At 69.4% G+C, this 19,158-nt stretch carries 16 protein-coding genes; 6 read left to right on the plus strand and 10 right to left on the minus strand.

Features of this window, described 5'->3' with window-relative positions; genetic code table 11:
• Positions 1-47: 47 nt before the first annotated feature.
• From ABZT04_RS03675 to ABZT04_RS03695, 5 genes are all read right to left on the minus strand, one after another.
• Positions 48-1,067, minus strand: a complete 1,020-nt coding sequence (locus ABZT04_RS03675; RefSeq protein ID WP_356052527.1) for a Yip1 family protein — start codon at positions 1,065-1,067, stop codon at positions 48-50.
• A gap of 93 nt (positions 1,068-1,160) precedes the next feature.
• Positions 1,161-2,654, minus strand: a complete 1,494-nt coding sequence (locus ABZT04_RS03680) for an FG-GAP and VCBS repeat-containing protein (protein WP_356052529.1) — start codon at positions 2,652-2,654, stop codon at positions 1,161-1,163.
• A 195-nt stretch (positions 2,655-2,849) separates the two neighbouring features.
• A complete protein-coding gene (locus ABZT04_RS03685) occupies positions 2,850-3,260 on the minus strand; it encodes a hypothetical protein (RefSeq protein WP_356052531.1) in 411 nt (136 codons plus the stop codon).
• 51 nt (positions 3,261-3,311) lie between these two features.
• Complete coding sequence (locus tag ABZT04_RS03690; RefSeq protein WP_356052533.1) at positions 3,312-3,758, minus strand: hypothetical protein; 447 nt, start codon at positions 3,756-3,758, stop codon at positions 3,312-3,314.
• Positions 3,759-3,951: 193 nt separating this feature from the next.
• A complete protein-coding gene (locus tag ABZT04_RS03695; protein ID WP_356052536.1) occupies positions 3,952-6,243 on the minus strand; it encodes a (Fe-S)-binding protein in 2,292 nt (763 codons plus the stop codon).
• 213 nt (positions 6,244-6,456) lie between these two features.
• Between ABZT04_RS03695 and ABZT04_RS03700 the strand changes: the two genes are divergently transcribed.
• The 6 genes from ABZT04_RS03700 to ABZT04_RS03725 all read left to right on the plus strand — a co-directional run bounded on the left by ABZT04_RS03700 (position 6,457) and on the right by ABZT04_RS03725 (position 13,159).
• Entirely contained in the window at positions 6,457-7,479 is a 1,023-nt protein-coding gene (locus ABZT04_RS03700) for an MraY family glycosyltransferase (RefSeq protein ID WP_356052539.1), read from the plus strand.
• A gap of 96 nt (positions 7,480-7,575) precedes the next feature.
• Positions 7,576-9,420, plus strand: coding sequence for a molecular chaperone DnaK (dnaK, locus tag ABZT04_RS03705; RefSeq protein ID WP_355917745.1), 1,845 nt, complete (start codon positions 7,576-7,578; stop codon positions 9,418-9,420).
• Complete coding sequence (gene grpE / locus ABZT04_RS03710; RefSeq protein WP_356052541.1) at positions 9,417-10,073, plus strand: nucleotide exchange factor GrpE; 657 nt, start codon at positions 9,417-9,419, stop codon at positions 10,071-10,073. The genes dnaK and grpE overlap by 4 nt, the downstream gene beginning before the upstream one ends.
• Before the next feature lie 45 nt (positions 10,074-10,118).
• On the plus strand, positions 10,119-11,303 hold the full coding sequence (dnaJ, locus tag ABZT04_RS03715; RefSeq protein ID WP_356052543.1) for a molecular chaperone DnaJ: 1,185 nt from the start codon (positions 10,119-10,121) through the stop codon (positions 11,301-11,303).
• Between the two features lie 7 nt (positions 11,304-11,310).
• Positions 11,311-11,763 carry a helix-turn-helix domain-containing protein gene (locus ABZT04_RS03720; protein ID WP_355917754.1) on the plus strand — a complete coding sequence of 151 codons (453 nt, stop codon included), beginning with the start codon at positions 11,311-11,313 and terminating at the stop codon, positions 11,761-11,763.
• Between the two features lie 289 nt (positions 11,764-12,052).
• Positions 12,053-13,159 (plus strand): substrate-binding domain-containing protein, encoded by a 1,107-nt coding sequence (locus ABZT04_RS03725; RefSeq protein WP_356052546.1) that lies wholly within the window; start codon positions 12,053-12,055, stop codon positions 13,157-13,159.
• 13 nt (positions 13,160-13,172) lie between these two features.
• On the opposite strand, the gene ABZT04_RS03730 is transcribed toward ABZT04_RS03725, so the two are convergent.
• The 5 genes from ABZT04_RS03730 to ABZT04_RS03750 form a co-directional block, all read right to left on the minus strand.
• Complete coding sequence (locus ABZT04_RS03730; protein WP_356052548.1) at positions 13,173-15,155, minus strand: PQQ-binding-like beta-propeller repeat protein; 1,983 nt, start codon at positions 15,153-15,155, stop codon at positions 13,173-13,175.
• Positions 15,156-15,157: 2 nt separating this feature from the next.
• On the minus strand, positions 15,158-15,550 hold the full coding sequence (locus ABZT04_RS03735) for a hypothetical protein (RefSeq protein WP_356052551.1): 393 nt from the start codon (positions 15,548-15,550) through the stop codon (positions 15,158-15,160).
• Between the two features lie 158 nt (positions 15,551-15,708).
• Positions 15,709-16,569 (minus strand): transglutaminase family protein, encoded by an 861-nt coding sequence (locus ABZT04_RS03740; protein WP_356052553.1) that lies wholly within the window; start codon positions 16,567-16,569, stop codon positions 15,709-15,711.
• Between the two features lies 1 nt (position 16,570).
• Positions 16,571-17,503 carry an alpha-E domain-containing protein gene (locus tag ABZT04_RS03745; protein ID WP_356052555.1) on the minus strand — a complete coding sequence of 311 codons (933 nt, stop codon included), beginning with the start codon at positions 17,501-17,503 and terminating at the stop codon, positions 16,571-16,573.
• A complete protein-coding gene (locus ABZT04_RS03750; RefSeq protein ID WP_356052557.1) occupies positions 17,500-19,047 on the minus strand; it encodes a circularly permuted type 2 ATP-grasp protein in 1,548 nt (515 codons plus the stop codon). The genes ABZT04_RS03745 and ABZT04_RS03750 overlap by 4 nt, the downstream gene beginning before the upstream one ends.
• Positions 19,048-19,158 lie beyond the last annotated feature (111 nt).

The following is a 19,158-nucleotide window of genomic DNA, read 5'->3' on the forward strand; positions in this document are numbered from 1 at the left end:
GGTCGTAAGCCGTCGTAGCGGAGAAGCCTGTCGTAGCGGAGAAGCCCCTAGAAGGTGCCCAGCTTCACGATCGACAGCAGGGCGATCAGTTGGATCGCCGAGGCGCCCAGGGCCTTGGGCCAGGGGAGGTCGTGGGAGCGGCTGACCATCATGGTGAGGAGGGCTCCGGCCGCTACCCAGGTGGCCCAGCCGAGGGCCTGGACGAAGGTCGCGTCGCCGCCGAAGAACATGGCGAAGACCAGGCGGGGAGCGTCCGTGATGGACATGATCAGCATGGAGAGGCCGACCGTGGGCTGCCAGGCTCCGTCGCCGCCCAACTGGCGGGCCAGGGTGTGGGTGACCACGCCCAGGACGAAGGACGACAGCACCAGTGCCACCGCCGTGATCAGGACGATCGGGACCGCGTTCGCCAGTGTGGCGTTGATCGCGTCCTGGCGGGCACCGTCGAAGCCGAAGACGGCGAGCAGGCCGTAGAGGAACGTCACGATCAGGGCGGGGGCCCACATCGTGTAGTCCCGCATCTGGAGGAAGGTCTGCTGGGGGGCGAGGACGATGCCCCTGAGCAGGTCCTTCCAGTGCAGGCGGGGGCCGACCGGACCCGTCGGCGCCTGGGCCGAGCCCGCGCGGTAGGTACCGCCCTGGGTGTACGGGTCCTCGCCCACGGAGAACGCCTGGGTGTTGCCCGGGTTGTTCGCCGCGTACGGGTCCGCGGTGCCCGGGTGACCACCCTGGCCGTGTCCGCCGGCGTCGCCGAAGTACTCCGGCTCGTCGCCGTAGCCGCCGCCGTTGCCCGCGTTCCCCTGGGACCACTGGCGGCCGTACTGCGGCGGCTGCTGCTGCGGGTACGGCTGCGGCGGGGCCGCGGGGTAGCCGTACGGCTGTCTCTGCGGCGCCGGGGGCGCCTGCTGTCCGTACGGAGGTTGTTGAGGGCGCGCTTGCGGGGCCCTGCCGTCCCGGCCGCCGCGTCCGATCCTGAATCCAGCCACGTCATCGAACGTACCTGGTTCCGGAGAGTCACGTGCCGGGCCGGGGGTTTCGGAAGGGGCTTTGCTGCCGAGCTGTGACATCCCCTAAGGGCCCCCTGAGGATCCATTAAGGGGATTCTCAGGGGGCCACAGGGAGCTGGTCTGCTGCCTTCTTTTCTCTCTCCCTCGCGGGTCCTAGTCGGCGAAGAGGGCGCCGAACTGCGCGGTGCCCGAGGTGGAGACGCCGACCGAGGTCACGGAGAGGGCGCGGGAACCGGTCGTACCGATCTTCGTGCCGGTGGACGGCAGGTAGGTCACCGCTCCGTCGCCGCCGTCCTCGTACGAGCCGACGACCAGGTCGGCCTTTCCGTCGCCGTTGACGTCGTCCAGCTTCACGTCGGCGCCGAACAGGTCGCTCTTCTCGCTGGTGCCGGGGACGCCCGTCGTGTTCTGCTCGAAGGACTGGAGGCCGGTGGAGGTGTTGACGCCGCTCGCGGAGCCGTACATGACGGTGACCATGCCCGCGTTGGTGACGGAGCCGAGGTCCTCGTTCGGGGTGGAGACCACCAGGTCCTGGTAGCCGTCACCGTTGACGTCGCCCAGGTCCAGGTCCCAGCCGAAGGCGTCGCCCTTCTCCGAACTGCCCGGCACGCTCCCGGTGTTCTGGGTGATGCCGACGGTCGAGGCGGGGCCGGACGCGGAGCCGTAGGTGATGCTGACCTTGCCGCCGTTCGCGGCGTCGGGGATGGTCTGGCCGTCGCTGGTGGTGGCGTCCCAGCCGACGCCGGTGACGATGTCGCCGTAGCCGTCGCCGTTGATGTCGCCGATACCGGTGACGATGCCCGGCTTCAGGGTCTTGACGCCCGCGACGCTCAGACCGCTCGCGGTGCCGGGCACCCAGTAGTTGGTGTTCCAGCCGTTCTCCGTCTGCGTCTCGAAGCCGTCGACCACCAGGTCGGTGCGACCGTCGCCGTTCACGTCACCGGCGGTGAGCTGCTCTGGGCCGTACGGGAAGCCGGCCGAGCCGGGCGCGATCGGGGGCTTGATGGTGTAACGGCCGCCGGGCTGGCCGGTGGAGTTGCTGAAGCCGCCCTTGTAGACGTAGAGCGTGGCGGAGGAGTTGCCGACGGCCAGGTCGGCCTTGCCGTCGCCGTCGAAGTCCCCGGCGGCCAGGGACAGGCCCCAGTTGTCGTGCGAGGAGACGGCCGGGTCCGGTACGTCGCTCGCCTTGCCGGTGAGGCCGCTCGCCGAGCCCCACAGGATCGCGAGGGCGCCGCCGTCGGTGTCGGTGCCAACCTTCTCCTCCGGTGAGGCCACGGCGAGGTCGTCGTATCCGTCGCCGTTGAAGTCGGCGTAGGCCGTCGCGCCGCCGAATTCGTCGCCGGCCTCGGCGGTGCCGGGCACAGTGCCGGAGTTCTGGCTGAGGACCGAGCGCTTGGCCGAGGTCACGCCGGTGGTCCTGCTGCCGTAGAGGGCGACTATCTGGCCGGCGTCCGCGTGGCCGCTGACGTAGGCGCCGGCGGCGGAGGTCACGACGTCGCCGATCCCGTCGCCGTTGAAGTCGGCCTTCGCGACCCTGAACGAGTCGGCGGCGGTGGCCGTCGTCGCCGAGAGCGTGAGCAGACCGCCCGTGAGCGCGGCCGCGGCGGCCGTCGCGAGGGCGAGTCGCAGGTGGTGCTTCTGGTGCATGCGGGGTTCTCCTGCGGCATGCGGGGGATGCCGGCGGGCATCCGCGTCGATGGGGTGCGGACCGTCCGTGTTTGCCTGGTGTTGTCCTGGGAGACACGGGCGGTTGGCGATCAGGAGACCCCTGGTGGGGCGTAAGGGTTGTACGGGACGCCGGTGGTTCTTCGCCGGCGCATCCCGCCTGCCCCTACGGCTTCCCTACGAGGTGCAGACGTTCTTCAGCCTGTCCGCCGCCGCGTCGATCTTGCTGGAGTCGGGGTTCGTATCGCCGTTCAGGATCGACTTGTTGTAGTCGGAGATCGCCTTGTCGAGGTCGTCGACCGCCTTGTCGACCTTGCTGTCGTCCGAGTCGGAGCCGATCTTGTCCAGGTTCTTCTCGAGCGTGCTGATGGCCTCGTCGCTCTTGGTCGGGTCCTTGGCCGCGGCCGCGCCGGTGTCGTGGATCTCCTGGAGGCTGTCGGTGATCGTGGTCCAACTCTTCAGGCAGTTCAGGGAGTTGGAGGCGTCGGAGGTGTCCGTGGGGTCGCAGGCCGTGAGGAGGCCGGTGGTCAGGGCCAGGGCGGCGACGGTCACGGTCAGGGTGGCCGTACGGCGGCGGTTCGTGGTCATGGGCGTGCCCTTCAAGTCGATGGTGGGGTGGCGCGTGGGTCGCTCGATCGGTCAGGCCCAGGGCTCGCTCACGGCGGGGGACTTGGTGGCCGCCGACTTGGCACGGCGGTTGCCGAGCAGGCCGCCCGCGGCGCCCAGCGAGACCAGGCCCATGCCGGCGGCGGTCGCGATGCCCTTCGCGCCGTCCATGGTCAGGTAGGCGAAGGCGGCGACACCGCCGTTGAAGAGGAACAGGAACCACAGCGTGGACGTCTTCGACAGGAAGGCCTTGATCTTCGGCTTCTTGGCGATGCGCGAGCCGGTGACGAGGGAGACGGCGATGCCGGTGAAGGTGGCCGCGGTCTTCGCCGTACCGTCGAGGACCGCGCCGGAGGCGGAGCTCGCGGCGAGGCCTGCGGCGAACAACGACCACAGCAGCAGGTTGGCGGCGAACGACTTCACGGCGGCGAACGACTTCACGGCGGCGAACGACTTCACGGCGGCGAGCAGCGACTTCACGGGGATTCCTTCGGAGTGGCGGAAGCAGGGGACGTGATCTCTCTTGCTTCTACGATCCCGTCGCGCGCTCGCCGCCACGAGGGACCGCTCTCCCGGATCCGGGGTGTAGCCCGCTACACCATCCACGGCTACGACGACGCCCCGCGCCCTCCGATGAGGGTGCGGGGCGTCGTCGTGGCGGACCGGCCGGTGGTCACTCCACCGGCTGGGGCTCCGGGGTGTTCTCGGTCTCCGACTCGCCCGCCGGGGGCTCGTCGTCGGCCGGCTTCTTGACCGACTCCAGGAGGAGTTGGGCCACGTCGACCACCTGGATCGACTCCTTGGCCTTGCCGTCGTTCTTCTTGCCGTTCACGGAGTCCGTGAGCATGACGAGGCAGAAGGGGCAGGCCGTGGAGACGATGTCCGGGTTGAGGGACAGGGCCTCGTCGACGCGCTCGTTGTTGATGCGCTTGCCGATGCGCTCTTCCATCCACATACGGGCGCCGCCCGCACCGCAGCAGAAGCCGCGTTCCTTGTGGCGGTGCATCTCCTCGTTGCGCAGGCCCGGGACGCTCGCGATGATCTCGCGCGGGGGCGTGTAGATCTTGTTGTGGCGGCCCAGGTAGCACGGGTCGTGGTAGGTGATGATGCCCTCGACGGGCGTCACCGGGATCAACTTGCCCTCGTCCACCAGGTGTTGGAGCAGCTGCGTGTGGTGGATGACCTCGTAGTCGCCGCCGAGCTGCGGGTACTCGTTGCCGATGGTGTTGAGGCAGTGCGGGCAGGTCGCGACGATCTTCTTGGCCGACTTGGGCTTCGCGGACTCCGCGACGACCTTGCCGTCGTCGTCCAGCTCCTCGCCGAACGCCATGTTCAGTGCCATGACGTTCTCCATGCCGAGCTCCTGGAACAGGGGCTCGTTGCCGAGGCGGCGGGCGGAGTCGCCGGTGCACTTCTCGTCGCCGCCCATGATCGCGAACTTGACGCCCGCGATGTGGAGCAGCTCGGCGAAGGCCTTGGTCGTCTTCTTCGCGCGGTCCTCCAAGGCGCCCGCGCAGCCGACCCAGTACAGGTACTCGACCTCGGTGAGGTCCTCGATGTCCTGGCCGACGACCGGGACCTCGAACTCGACCTCCTTGAGCCACTCCAGGCGCTGCTTCTTGGCCAGGCCCCAGGGGTTGCCCTTCTTCTCCAGGTTCTTGAGCATCGTGCCCGCCTCGGACGGGAACGCGCTCTCGATCATCACCTGGTAGCGGCGCATGTCGACGATGTGGTCGACGTGCTCGATGTCCACCGGGCACTGCTCGACGCAGGCGCCGCAGGTGGTGCAGGACCACAGGACGTCGGGGTCGATGACGCCGTTGTCCTCAAGCGTGCCGATCAGCGGGCGCTCGGCCTCCGCCAGAGCCGCCGCAGGCACTCCGGCCAGCTGCTCCTCGGTCGCCTTCTCCTCGCCTTCCATGGACTTGCCGCCACCGGCGAGCAGGTAGGGCGCCTTGGCGTGCGCGTGGTCGCGCAGGGACATGATCAGGAGCTTGGGGGAGAGGGGCTTGCCGGTGTTCCACGCGGGGCACTGCGACTGGCAGCGGCCGCACTCCGTGCAGGTGGAGAAGTCCAGCAGGCCCTTCCAGGAGAACTGCTCGACCTGCGATACGCCGAAGACGTCGTCGTCGCCCGGGTCGGTGAAGTCGATCGGCTTACCGCCGCTGGTCATCGGGAGCAGGGCGCCGAGCGAGGTCTCACCGGTCGCGTTGCGCTTGAACCAGATGTTCGGGAAGGCCAGGAAGCGGTGCCAGGCGACGCCCATGTCGGTCTTCAGGGCGACCGTGATCATCCAGATGAAGGAGGTCGCGATCTTCACGCCGGCGAACAGGTACGTGAGGTTCTGGAGCGTGGAGACGTCCAGGTGACGGAGGGCCGAGACCACCGGGTACGAGATGAAGAAGGAGGCCTCGTACGCGTCGACGTGGTGCTGGGCGCCTTCGAGGGCGTGCAGCATGAAGATGCAGACGCCGACGATGAGGATGACGGCCTCGACGAAGTACGCCTGGCCGAAGTTGGAGCCGGCGAAGCGGGACTTGCGGCCCGGCTTGTCCGGCCTGCTGAGCTGGCGGATCACGATCAGCGCGAGGATGCCGAGCACGGTCATGGTGCCGATGAACTCGACGAACATGTTGTACGGCGCCCACTCGCCGATGACCGGCAGCAGCCAGTCGGCCTGGAAGAGCTGGCCGATGGCGTTGACGATCGTCAGCAGGAGGGAGAAGAAGCCGACCGCGACGAACCAGTGCGCGACTCCGACGATGCCCCAGCGGTTCATCCGGGTGTGGCCGAGGAACTCCTTGGCCACGGTGACGGTGCGCTGGACGGGCTCGTCGGTGCGGGTGCCCGCGGGTACGTTCTGGCCGAGTCGCATGAAGGTGTAGATCTGCAGGACGGCGCGGGCGAACAGCGCCACACCGACCACGATCAGAACCAGCGACACGATGATCGCGGCGAGTTGCATTTCAGGGCTCCTCGGGCCTGCGAGGGGTCAAGGCATAACCAAGAACATTACTAAGCGGTAACTTAATCGGTCCGACCGAGATTACCCTCATTCTCTGTCGCACTGTAGCCAGCGGTGCGGTGATCTATGTCGCTGAGGGTCGCCTTAAAAACCTGTGACGGTCTGATCGTGTTATTCGTACTGAATTGGTACATTTGCGTCTAATTTAGATCCGTGCTCTACGGGATTCTCGCCGCCACGACCGCCCTGCTCCTCTCCGCCGTCCTGGCGGCACTGCTCCGGGTGCCAGCCACGCGTGCGCGCATCCTCGACCGCAGACGGCGTACCCGCCCGGTACCGCTGCTCGGGGGACTCGCCGTCGTGATCGCCGTCGCGTCGGTGACCTGGGGATGCGACTGGACCGGCGTGGCGCCGCTCGGCGACGACGTCGGCGGACTGCTGGTCGCCGGGTCCGCCGTGGCCGCCCTCGGGCTCGTCGCCGACGTGTGGCGGCTGAAGACGAGGTTCCTGGTGTTCGGTACAGCGGTGGCGGCGGCCTGTGTCGTGCCGTACGGCGAGATCGGGGTGCCCGGCGGACTGCTGGCCGCGGCCTGGATCGCGTTCGTGGCCGCCGCCTTCAAGGGGCTCGATCACGCCGACGGGCTCGCGGGGACCGTGGGGGTGATCACCGCCTTCGGGGTCGGGGCCTGCGCCGCGATGGAAGTGATGGACGGGCTCGCGGTGTTGCTCAGTGTGCTGGCCGCCGCGCTGACCGGGTTCCTGATGCACAACTGGCATCCCGCGCGGATCGCGCTCGGCGCGTGCGGGTCGCTGTTCACGGGCTTCGTGCTCGCCTCGGCGGCCGTGCTCACCCGCAGCGGGCACGATCTCGGGTCCAGCGCGGGCGTGCTGTTCGCGCTCACCGCGGTCGCGAGCGCCGACGCCGTCCTGGTGCTGCTGTCGCGGCGGCTGGCCGGGCGGGCGCTGGCGCGGGGCGGGCCCGACCATCTCGCCCACCGGCTGCGGCGGTTGGGGCTCACTCCGCAGGGGGCGGTGGTGCTGCTCGCGATCGGAGCCTTCTCCGGGGTGCTCGTGGGGGTGTTCGTGCACAACGGGTGGGTGGCCGAATCCGCCGTGATCTGGGTGGTCGGCGGGGCCGCCGTGGTCGTACTGGGACTGCTCAAGGTCTCGGTCTACGGGGTGCGGCGTGCCGTATCCACGCAGGTCAGGACGCAGTTGCGTGTAAGGAACGGATAAGAGTTGAGCCTGCCTGACTCAGCTCTGTTGACCCAGCGATGAGTGTCGTGCACACTTGAGTCCGTTCCACTCAAGTCATTGCTGGAGGAATCAACCATGGCACGTGCGGTCGGCATCGACCTGGGCACGACTAACTCCGTCGTCAGCGTTCTTGAAGGCGGCGAGCCCACCGTCATCACCAACGCAGAGGGCGCCAGGACCACGCCGTCCGTCGTCGCCTTCGCCAAGAACGGCGAGGTGCTCGTCGGAGAGGTGGCCAAGCGCCAGGCGGTCACGAACGTAGACCGGACCATCCGCTCCGTGAAGCGCCACATGGGCACGGACTGGAAGATCGAGCTGGACGGCAAGAGCTTCAACCCGCAGCAGATGAGCGCCTTCATCCTGCAGAAGCTGAAGCGCGACGCCGAGGCTTACCTGGGCGAGAAGGTGGCCGACGCGGTCATCACCGTCCCGGCCTACTTCAACGACTCCGAGCGCCAGGCGACGAAGGAGGCCGGCGAGATCGCGGGCCTGAACGTCCTGCGCATCGTGAACGAGCCGACGGCGGCGGCGCTGGCGTACGGCCTCGACAAGGACGACCAGACGATCCTCGTCTTCGACCTCGGTGGCGGCACCTTCGACGTGTCCCTCCTGGAGATCGGTGACGGCGTCGTCGAGGTGAAGGCCACCAACGGCGACAACCACCTCGGTGGTGACGACTGGGACCAGCGGGTCGTCGACTACCTGGTGAAGCAGTTCGCCGCCGGTCACGGCGTCGACCTGGGCAAGGACAAGATGGCCCTCCAGCGCCTCCGCGAGGCCGCCGAGAAGGCCAAGATCGAGCTGTCGTCCTCCACGGAGACCTCGATCAACCTGCCCTACATCACCGCCTCCGCCGAGGGCCCGCTGCACCTGGACGAGAAGCTCACCCGGGCTCAGTTCCAGCAGCTGACGGCCGACCTGCTGGAGCGCTGCAAGACGCCGTTCCACAACGTCATCAAGGACGCCGGCATCTCCATCAACGAGATCGACCACGTGGTCCTCGTCGGTGGCTCCACCCGGATGCCCGCCGTCGCGGAGATCGTGCGCGAGCTGACCGGCGGCAAGGACGCCAACAAGGGCGTCAACCCGGACGAGGTCGTCGCCATCGGCGCGTCCCTCCAGGCCGGTGTCCTCAAGGGCGAGGTCAAGGACGTCCTGCTCCTCGACGTCACCCCGCTGTCCCTCGGTATCGAGACCAAGGGCGGCATCATGACCAAGCTGATCGAGCGGAACACGACGATCCCGACCAAGCGGTCCGAGATCTTCACCACCGCCGAGGACAACCAGCCCTCCGTGCAGATCCAGGTCTACCAGGGCGAGCGCGAGATCGCGGCGTACAACAAGAAGCTCGGGATGTTCGAGCTGACCGGTCTGCCGCCGGCCCCGCGCGGTGTCCCGCAGATCGAGGTCTCCTTCGACATCGACGCCAACGGCATCATGCACGTGACCGCGAAGGACCTCGGCACGGGCAAGGAGCAGAAGATGACCGTCACCGGCGGCTCCTCGCTGCCGAAGGACGAGGTCGACCGCATGCGCCAGGAGGCCGAGCAGTACGCGGACGAGGACCACCGCCGCCGCGAGGCCGCCGAGTCCCGCAACCAGGGCGAGCAGCTCGTCTACCAGACGGAGAAGTTCCTCAAGGACAACGAGGACAAGGTCCCCGGCGAGGTCAAGACCGAGGTCGAGGCCGCCGTCGAGGAGCTGAAGGCCGCGCTCAAGGGCGAGGACACCGCCGAGATCCGCACCGCCACCGAGAAGGTCGCTGCGGTCTCGCAGAAGGTCGGCCAGGCCATGTACGCCGACGCCCAGGCCGCGCAGGCCGCGGGCGGCGACGCCCCGGGTGCCGAGGCGCCCAAGGCGGACGACGACGTGGTGGACGCCGAGATCGTGGACGACGAGCGCAAGGACGGTGCCGCGTGACGGAGGAGACCCCGGGCTTCGACGAGAAGCCCGACGTCCCCTCCGGCGCCACCCCCGACGACGCCGAGCCGCAGGCCGCCTCCCCCTCCAGTGGGGAGGGGGCGGCCCCGGCAGGGGACGCAAGTGCTCAGATCGCCGGTCTGACGGCCCAGTTGGACCAGGTGCGCAAGGCGCTCGACGAGCGCACGGCGGACCTCCAGCGGCTCCAGGCCGAGTTCCAGAACTACCGCCGCCGGGTCGAGCGCGACCGGATCGCGGTCAAGGAGATCGCCGTGGCGAACCTCCTGACCGAGCTGATGCCCACGCTCGACGACATCGGTCGCGCGCGGGAACACGGTGAACTCGTCGGCGGTTTCAAGTCGGTGGGGGAATCCCTGGAGACCGCCGCGGCGAAGATGGGACTGCAGCAGTTCGGCAAGGAGGGCGAGCCCTTCGACCCGACGATCCACGAGGCGCTGATGCACTCGTACGCGCCGGATGTCACGGAGACGACCTGCGTGGCGATCCTTCAGCCCGGGTATCGCATCGGCGAGCGCACCATCCGCCCCGCGCGGGTGGCGGTCGCCGAGCCGCAGCCCGGCGCCCAGGCGGCCAAGGACGAGTCCGAGGCCGAGGCCGGCGAGGAGAAGGACAACGGCCCTGAGGAGGGCTGACGCCATAAGGACCGAGCGGAACACCGGAAAGGGGGCGCGTCGAGGATGAGCACCAAGGACTTCATCGAGAAGGACTACTACAAGGTCCTCGGCGTCCCCAAGGACGCCACCGAGGCCGAGGTCAAGAAGGCGTACCGGAAGCTCGCCCGCGAGTTCCACCCGGACGCCAACAAGGGCAACGCCAAGGCGGAGGAGCGCTTCAAGGAGATCTCCGAGGCGCACGACGTCCTCGGTGACACCAAGAAGCGCAAGGAGTACGACGAGGCCCGCGCACTGTTCGGCAACGGCGGCTTCCGCCCGGGGCCGGGCGGCGCGGGCGGCGGCAACTTCAACTTCGACCTGGGCGACCTCTTCGGAGGCGGCGCCCAGGGCGGCGGCGCGGGTGCCGGCGGCTTCGGCGGCGGTATCGGTGACGTCTTCGGGGGCCTGTTCAACCGCGGCGGCACGGGCACGACCCGTACGCAGCCCCGGCGCGGCCAGGACATCGAGTCCGAGGTCACGCTCAGCTTCACGGAGGCCATCGAGGGCGCCACGGTGCCGCTGCGGATGTCCTCGCAGGCGCCCTGCAAGGCCTGTTCGGGCACCGGCGACAAGAACGGCACACCGCGTGTGTGCCCGACCTGTGTCGGCACCGGCCAGGTGGCGCGCGGCTCCGGCGGCGGCTTCTCGCTCACGGACCCGTGCCCGGACTGCAAGGGCCGGGGCCTGATCGCCGAGCACCCGTGCATGGACTGCAAGGGCAGCGGGCGCGCCAAGTCCTCGCGGACCATGCAGGTCCGGATCCCCGCGGGGGTCACGGACGGCCAGCGCATCCGGCTGCGCGGCAAGGGCGCTCCGGGTGAACGGGGCGGTCCCGCAGGGGACTTGTACGTCATGGTGCACGTCGACACGCATCCCGTGTTCGGCCGCAAGGACGACAACCTCACGGTGACGGTCCCGGTGACCTTCGCCGAGGCGGCACTGGGCGGCGAGGTCAGGGTCCCCACCCTGGGCGGGCCGCCGGTGACGCTCAAGCTGCCGCCGGGCACGCCCAACGGCCGTACGATGCGGGCCCGTGGCAAGGGCGCGGTCCGCAAGGACGGCACCCGGGGCGATCTCCTCGTGACCGTCGAGGTGAGTGTCCCGAAGGACGTGACGGGGAATGCTCGTGACGCGCTGGAGGCGTATCGCGAGGCGACCGCGGGGGAGGACCCGCGGGCGGAGCTGTTCCAGGCCGCGAAGGGAGCATGAGAGAGCCATGGATTCGACCGGTCGTCGACGCAACCCGTATGAGCTGACCGAAGAGACCCCGGTCTACGTCATCTCGGTGGCGGCCCAGCTCTCCGGTCTGCACCCGCAGACGCTGCGCCAGTACGACCGCCTCGGCCTGGTCTCCCCGGACCGCACGGCCGGGCGCGGCCGGCGCTACTCGGCCCGCGACATCGAACTGCTGCGCACCGTCCAGCAGTTGTCGCAGACCGAGGGCATCAACCTGGCCGGAATCAAGCGCATCATCGAGCTGGAGAACCAGGTCGTCGCCCTCCAGCAGCGCGTCGCCGAACTCCAGGCGGCGGTCGAGGGCGCGGCGGCGACCATGCAGCAGCGCGAGGCGGCGGTGCACGCGTCGTACCGCCGCGACCTGGTCCCGTACCAGGAGGTCCAGCAGACCAGCGCGCTGGTGGTGTGGCGCCCGAAGCGGCCCAAGGACTGACCCGCTCGCGACGAAGGGGCCCGGAGACGAAACGTCTCCGGGCCCCTTCGCGTGCAATCGGCTGGTTGTGCCGATCTTTGCCTTCCCATGAACTCCCTTTGGATGGACGGTCCGTAAAGAGTATTTGGAGGTGATTTCGCGAGGTCTCCACATACCAAGCGGAACGTGACGTTGCCATCTCGTTAAGTGGTTCCGCTTGACGCCGGTGGTCACCGCCGCGTTGGCTTTTCAGTCACCTGGGTTGTAACGCTGCACCCACGTCCGGACGGCACCAGAAGTGAGCTCACCAATGCGTCGTATCGCCATATCCGTGGCCGCGTCCTCGCTGGCCCTCCCCCTGGCCGCCTGTGGCGTGCTCAACTCGTCGGGGAGCAGCTCGGACGCGACTCCGGCGAAGGGCAACGACATCACCGTGGGCGTGCTCATGCCGGAGAAGACGAACACGCGGTACGCGGAGTTCGACTTCCCGATCATGAAGGCGAAGATCCAGGAACTCACCGCGAACAAGGGCAAGGCCGAGTACGAGAACGCCGGCGGCGACGCGGCCGTGCAGGACAAGCAGATGCAGCAGATGATCGACGACAAGGTCGACATCATCGTGCTCGACGCCGTCGACTCGCACGCCATCCGGACCATGGTGAAGAAGGCCAAGACCGCGGGCATCCCGGTCATCGCCTACGACCGCCTGGCCGAGGGGCCGATCGACGCGTATGTCTCCTTCGACGGCGAACTCGTCGGCGAGGTGCAGGGCCGCTCGCTGGTCGAGGCGCTGGGCAGCAACGCGGACACCTCCGACAAGGTCGTCATGATCAACGGCTCGCCGACCGACCCCAACGCCGCGGTGTTCAAGGGCGGGGCGCTCTCCGAGCTGCAGGGCAAGGTGACGGTCGCCGCGAGCTACAACACCAAGGCCTGGGACCCGGATGTGGCCCAGAAGGAGATGACCGAGGCGATCGACAAACTCGGCAAGAACAACATCGCCGCGGTGTACTCCGCCAACGACGCGATGGCCGGCGGCATCATCAAGGCCCTCAAGGCCGCGGGCGTGACGACCATGCCGCCCATCACCGGCCAGGACGCCGAACTCACCGCCGTGCAGCGGATCGTCACCGGCGAGCAGTACATGAGCGTCTACAAGCCCTACCCCGACCTGGCCGAGGCCGCCGCGAAGATCGCGGTCGCCCATGTCCAGGGCAGGGACATCGAGTTCGACGCCCTCACCCGTGACTCGGTCGACAGCCCCAGCAACAAGAAGATCCCGGCGCAGTTGGTGTCCGTGGTCGCGCTGACGAAGGACAACATCAAGTCGACGGTGGTCGCGGACGGGATCTACAAGATCTCCGACATCTGCACGGCCGCCTACAAGTCGGCGTGCTCGGCGATCGGGCTGAAGTAGCGCCTGCCGTGGTTCAGCCGGTGGCGTCGATGGCGTAGAGGCGGCCGTCGTCGCCGCCGACGTACACGACTCCGTCGGTGACGGCGGGCGAGGACGCGACGGGTCTGCCGGTCGGGAAGCGCCAGCGCTCCTGGCCGGTGGCGGTGTCCACGGCGTAGATGTTGCCGTCGTCGCTGCCGAAGTAGACCGTGCCGCCCGCGAGCGCCGGGGTGGAGCGGACGGGCGCCATGGCGGTGAACCGCCACCGCATCGCGCCGGTGAGGGCGTCGAAGGCGTACACGCGGTCGTCGTCGTTGCCGACGTACACCGTGCCGTCCGCGACCGCGGGAGCGGAGCGCACGGGGCCGCCGGTGTCGTAGCGCCACGCCCTGTGCCCGTCCGAGAGGTCGAGGGCGTGCAGTTCGCCGCGCCGGTCGCCGACGTAGAGATGCCGGCCGGAGACGGCGGACGGACCGGAGACGGGGTAACCGCCGGCGATGCGGGTGCTCCAGGCCAGCCGCCGGGTGGAGTTGTCGACGGCGTACACGTGCTTGCCCCGGTTGCCGACGACGGTCACCGGTCCCGCCATCACCAGCCACTGGTAGTAGGACGCGCCGTTCACCGGGCCCTGCCAGTCCAGGCTGCCGTTCTCGGTGTCGAAGACCTGCACCCTGCCGACTCCGGCGTACACCCGTCGATGGGCGACGCCCACGGTCCGGGACACATCGCCGCGCAGGGTGGTCGCCCAGCGGATCAGTCCGGTGTGGATGTCGACCGCGAACAGCGTCCGGGCGACGGCGGCGAACACGGCACCGTCGCCGACCGCCGGGCCGCACCGGACGGGGCCGCCGCCCAGCGGGCAGCACCACCGCTGCTGCCCGGTGACCGTGTCGACGGCGTACAGAGCGCCGGTGTCGCTTCCCACGTAGACGACCCTGTCGGCCACGACCGGCGCGGACCGCACACAGCCGCCGGTCTGCAGGTTCCACCGCTCGGTGCCGGGCGTCGGCCGGGCGGGAACGGGCTTGGTGGGAACGGGAGTTGGAGCTGGTGTCCGTTCGACGGCGGCGGGCCGGTCCTGGAGGTGGGCCGCCGCTGCCCTGGACACGCTGATGCTGTCGTCGTCCGTCAGCTGCCGGAGTTCCTCCTCCGCCCGCCGGCGCACCGTCTCGTTGCCGATGCGGTGCAGATGCGCGAGCGCCTCCACCGCGCCGAGCCGGTCGTTCGCGAGCGGGCTGCGCAGGGCGTTCCGGAGATGTGCGGGCAGGGTCCAGTGGACGTTCCGGGCGATGACGATACGGCCCTCGACGTTGTCCTGCCGCTTGGGTCGCTGCTGCGGCATTTCGGCTACGACCCGGTCGTGGACGTAGGCGTACAGCTCGTCGAGTGTGATGTCGCCGTCGGCGTCGAGATCGGCGGTGCCCTCGCGCAGACCCTGGACGAGGTGCCGGGTGAAGACCGACTGCGGGGCGCCGCCGGTGACCTGGTCGCCCTCGAAGGAGTACTGGGTGGCGTCCGACGCGGTCAGCACGGTGCGTCCGCGCCCCTGGAAGGCCTCCAGGGCGTGGACCCCGTCGTCGGCCTTGGTGGCGAGCCGGGTGGCGGCCGGGAAGGCGCCGCTGTAGCAGCAGTCGAGGATCAGCACCTGGCGGCGTGACATGCAGCCGCTCATCGCCCGGTCGATCTGCTCGGCGGGCAGCGAGGTGAACAGGAGGTTGTCGCGGCGGGTGTCGGTCGCGGCGAGGTGGAGCCGGCCCGCGTCGTCCTTGAGACCGTGGCCGGTGAAGTACAGCAGGGTGAGGTCGTCACCACGGCGGTCGTGGAAGAACTCGCCGAGGGCCTGGCCGACGCGGTGGTGCGGTTCGTTCACCAGGATCGTGACGTCGAACCCGGCGATGTCCGGATCGCGCAGGACCTCCGCGAGCGCCTCCGCGTCGTGCCCCGGCGAGGTCAACTGCCGCAGCCCTTCGTCCTCGTAGGCGTACGTCGCGATCAGCAGCGCCAGTTTGCGCCCCACGGCTACTCGGTCCCCGAGCGGTGCCGGCGCACGAACGCGTCGACCAGCTCCCGGCGTTCGGCCGCGGACGCCCGCTCCAGTTCGATCGTGTCGCCGTCGATGGTCACCGAGATACGGTTCCGCGCGGACTGCCGGCCGAGCCAGTCCCGCAACGTCTCGACGAGCGCGGTGAGGACACCGGCGGGGGCGCTCAGCGCGAGTACGACGGCCCCGACGGTGACCGGATCGACCCCCTTGGCCCCATCGGGCGGCACGCCGTCGCCACCGGCCGCGGCACTCAACCTCAGTGCGTCCAGGTCGAGTTCCCGCAACTCGGCCCGCAGCCGCCCCACGAGCCTCTCGCCCTCCTCGGCGTCCACGTCCCCGTCCGGCGTGAGCCCCAGCAGTACGTCCATGTGTGTCCCTGCCTCCCCGTACGTCCCAGTGTGCTGAACCGGGATGACCGGCGGGGAGATTTTCCCGGAAGTCGATGTGGGGGTGGGGGACTTCGGGTGGGGGTTTTATGGCGGGGCGGTTGTGCGGCAGGGAAACCCCGGGTCCCCGGGTTCCCGGCTCACCCCACCCGCGTGAACTCCACCCTCACCTCCGGCGGCCCCCCGGCCACCCCCCGGTAGATCCCCTTGTGCGGCGTGACGTCGTCGTAGTCCCGCCCCCGCCCCACCACCACATGCGACTCGTTCGCCCGGGTGCGGTTCGTCGGGTCGTAGGCGTACCAGTCGCCCGCCCAGTACTCGATCCAGGCGTGGCTCTGGCCGGCCACCGGGCGGTGGAGTTCGGCGTCCCGTTCCGGGTGGAGGTAGCCGGAGACGTAGCGGGTCGGGAGGCCGAGGCCGCGCAGGAGGGCGATCGTGACGTGGGCTATGTCCTGGCAGACGCCGGCGCCCTGTTCCCAGGCCTCGGTCGCGGAGGTGTTCACGCCTGTCACCCCGGGGAGGTAGGCCACCCGGTCGGCGACCAGGGCGGAGACCGTCACCGCCGTCTCGTGGGGGTCCAGGTCTACGGCTGCCTTGCGTGCCTTCTTCACCAGCCTCGGCGGGACCGTCGTACGGACCGTGGGGGCGATGAACTCCAACAGGCGGGAGTTCGTGGTCTGTTCGGTCACCTCCTGCCACGTGGGGGCGGCGGCGAGCGGCTCCGGTGGGGACGTCTCGACCAGGCTCGACGCGGTGATCGTGAGGTTCTCGTGCGGGTCCATCAGGTCGAAGCCGGTGACCTGGGTGCCCCAGTAGTCCCAGTACGACCAGGTGGGTGTGGTCGGGTTGACCGTCACGCGGGCGTCCAGGGTGGTCTGGCCGGGGAGCGTGAGCGGGGTCATCCGGACCTCGTTGTGGGAGGAGACGGCCGCCTGGGCGTACGACACGCTCGTGGTGTGGCGGATGCGAAGCCTACGGGTCGGGGGCAGGGTCGGGGTCATCTCAGGCTCCTTCCTGGGCCCACTCGACGGGGCCCTGGTACGGGAAGAACAGCTCCGCCACCGCCTCCGCCGAGTCCATGCAGGCGTGCTGCAAGTCCTTGAGGAGGGCGGGCAGTTGGTCTTCCAGGGCGTGCGAGTCCAGGTATTCGAGGCGGGTGCGGAGGCGGCCGATGGGGCGGCGTGCCGGGTCCTGGCGGGTGCGGCCGAGCGCGGTCAGGCACTCCTCGGCCGTGGTCAGCGCGTGCAGTGCCGAGCGCGGGAAGTCCCGGTCCAGGAGGAGGAATTCGGCCACCCTGGGGGTGTCGCCGAAACCGCCGTACACCCGCGCGTACGCCTCGTCGGCGCCGCTCGCGCTGAGCAGCGTCGGCCAGTCGGGCGCGTGCGCCGCGTCCAACACCCGTACCGACAGCAGCCGTACGGTCATGTCGACCCGTTCGAGGCTGCGGCCCAGCACCACGAAGCGCCAACTGTCGTCCCTGCTCATCGTCGAGTCCGCCAGGCCGAAGAACAACGCGGCGCGTCTGCGGACCAGTTCGAGGTAGGCGTAGGGGCCCGTGCGGCGGGCCGCGAGGCGTTGATCGGCCAGGGCGTGCCAGGTGGAGTTGAGGCATTCCCACATCTCCGAGGAGACCGCCTCGCGGGCGCTGCGCGCGTTCAACCGGGCCGCGCCCAGGGCGCCTTCGATGGAGCACGTCGAGCGGGCGTCGAAGGCGAGCTGGTCCAACACCTGCTGCATGTCCACGCGTTCACCGCCCGCGTCGACCCCGAGGATCGCGTACAGCGACCGGCAGGCCACGTCCTCGTCGCGCCAGGGGTCCTCGAGGAGGCGGTGGAGGTAGGCGTCGAGGATGCGGCCGGTGGCGTCGGCCCGCTCGACGTAACGGCCCGTCCAGGTGAGGGACTCGGCTATCCGGGAGAGGATCACGTCGTTCACTGCTGCTGCGCTCCTTCCTGTACGGCGGTGGGGTGGCCGTCGGGGCCGAGCTGGCGGGGGACCACCTCGGGCAGGGTGCCGTCCGGGGCCGGTGGCGCGGGGTGCTCGGCGGGGCCCTCGGCGAGTACCCAGGTGTCCTTGGAGCCGCCGCCCTGGCTGGAGTTGACGATCAGGTTGCCCTCCTGGAGGGCGACCCGGGTAAGGCCGCCGGGGAGCACCCAGACGTCGGTGCCGTCGTTCACGGCGAACGGGCGGAGGTCGATGTGGCGGGGCGCCATGCGTTCGCCCGCGAGGGTGGGGGAGGTGGACAGGGCGACGGGGCGTTGGGCGATCCAGCCGCGCGGGTCGGCGGCGACTGCTTTGCGAGTGCGTTCGATCGTCTTCGCGTCCGCCTTGGGGCCGATGACGATGCCCTGGCCGCCGGCGCCGTCGACCGGTTTCACGACCAACTGGTCGAGCTGGTCGAGGACAGCCTCCAACTGGCCCGGCTCATCGGGGCGATAGGACTCCACGTTGGGAAGGATCGGTTCCTCGGAGAGGTAGTAGCGGATCAGGTCGGGGACGTAGGTGTAGAGGAGTTTGTCGTCCGCGATGCCGTTGCCGACGGCGTTCGCGAGTGTGACGTTTCCGGCCTGGGCGGCGTTCATGATGCCCGGGCAGCCGATCACCGAGTCGGGGCGGAAGTGCAGCGGGTCGAGGAAGTCGTCGTCGAGCCGCCGGTATACGACGTGGACGGGCACCTCGCCGCGCGTCGTGCGCATCCACACGCGGTTGTTGCGGCAGACGAGGTCGTGGCCCTCCACCAACTGCACGCCCATCAGGCGGGCCAGCAGGGCGTGTTCGAAGTAGGCGGCGTTGCTGGGTCCGGGGGTCAGGACCACGACCCTCGGGTCCTGGGTGCCGGCGGGCGCCGCGCACCGCAGGGCGGCCAGCAGCCGTCCCGCGTACCCGTCGACGGGGACCACGTGCTGTTCGGCGAAGAGCGAGGGGAAGATCCGGGTCATGGCTCTGCGGTTCTCGATGACGTACGAAACCCCGCTGGGTACCCGCACGTTGTCCTCAAGGACCCGGAACTCCCCGGCCTCGTCCCGTACGAGGTCGATGCCGGCGACATGGATGCGGACTCCGCCCGGTGGCTCGACGCCCTGCGCGGCCCGGTGGAAATGGGCCGAGTTGAGAAGCAGTCGCCAGGGCACGACACCGTCCTCGAAGGCGCGGCAGTGTCCGTAGGCGTCGGAGAGATAGGCCTCCAGGGCCCGCACCCGCTGCGCGACACCCCGCTGGATGAGGTCCCACTCCAGCGCGTCGATGATCCGGGGCACCAGGTCCAGCGGCCAGGGCCGTTCCTCGCCCGCGAAGGCGTAGGTGACGCCGCGGTCGGTGAACGCCCGGGCCATCTGGTCCGCGCGGAAGCGCAGTTCACTCGGCTCGATCGGCTGGAGTGCCGCCAGTACCGGCTCGTAGGCGGTTCTGACCTCACCCGGCCGCACAAACATCTCGTCCCACGCATCGGCCAATGCGTATGCGTCAAATATGTCCGCCATGGGGGGACGTTAGAGGCGGTACGTAACACGACGATCTCTGAGTGATTTCCGGCAGCTCACGCGGAAAGTGATGCGACGAGACGACCACCGACCTTGATCCACAACCCCCCA

This window comes from Streptomyces sp. NPDC005492 (assembly GCF_040605995.1).
In the GTDB taxonomy this organism is placed as follows: domain Bacteria; phylum Actinomycetota; class Actinomycetes; order Streptomycetales; family Streptomycetaceae; genus Streptomyces.

Bases quoted from the DNA above. Each gene is read 5' to 3' on its own strand.
- ABZT04_RS03740 (WP_356052553.1), bottom strand. From the start codon at position 16,569: ATGACCCCGACCCTGCCCCCGACCCGTAGGCTTCGCATCCGCCACACC.
- ABZT04_RS03725 (WP_356052546.1), top strand. From the start codon at position 12,053: ATGCGTCGTATCGCCATATCCGTGGCCGCGTCCTCGCTGGCCCTCCCC.
- ABZT04_RS03685 (WP_356052531.1), bottom strand. From the start codon at position 3,260: ATGACCACGAACCGCCGCCGTACGGCCACCCTGACCGTGACCGTCGCC.
- ABZT04_RS03720 (WP_355917754.1), top strand. From the start codon at position 11,311: ATGGATTCGACCGGTCGTCGACGCAACCCGTATGAGCTGACCGAAGAG.
- ABZT04_RS03680 (WP_356052529.1), bottom strand. From the start codon at position 2,654: ATGCACCAGAAGCACCACCTGCGACTCGCCCTCGCGACGGCCGCCGCG.
- ABZT04_RS03675 (WP_356052527.1), bottom strand. From the start codon at position 1,067: ATGTCACAGCTCGGCAGCAAAGCCCCTTCCGAAACCCCCGGCCCGGCA.
- dnaJ (WP_356052543.1), top strand. From the start codon at position 10,119: ATGAGCACCAAGGACTTCATCGAGAAGGACTACTACAAGGTCCTCGGC.
- ABZT04_RS03750 (WP_356052557.1), bottom strand. From the start codon at position 19,047: ATGGCGGACATATTTGACGCATACGCATTGGCCGATGCGTGGGACGAG.
- ABZT04_RS03735 (WP_356052551.1), bottom strand. From the start codon at position 15,550: ATGGACGTACTGCTGGGGCTCACGCCGGACGGGGACGTGGACGCCGAG.
- ABZT04_RS03695 (WP_356052536.1), bottom strand. From the start codon at position 6,243: ATGCAACTCGCCGCGATCATCGTGTCGCTGGTTCTGATCGTGGTCGGT.
- dnaK (WP_355917745.1), top strand. From the start codon at position 7,576: ATGGCACGTGCGGTCGGCATCGACCTGGGCACGACTAACTCCGTCGTC.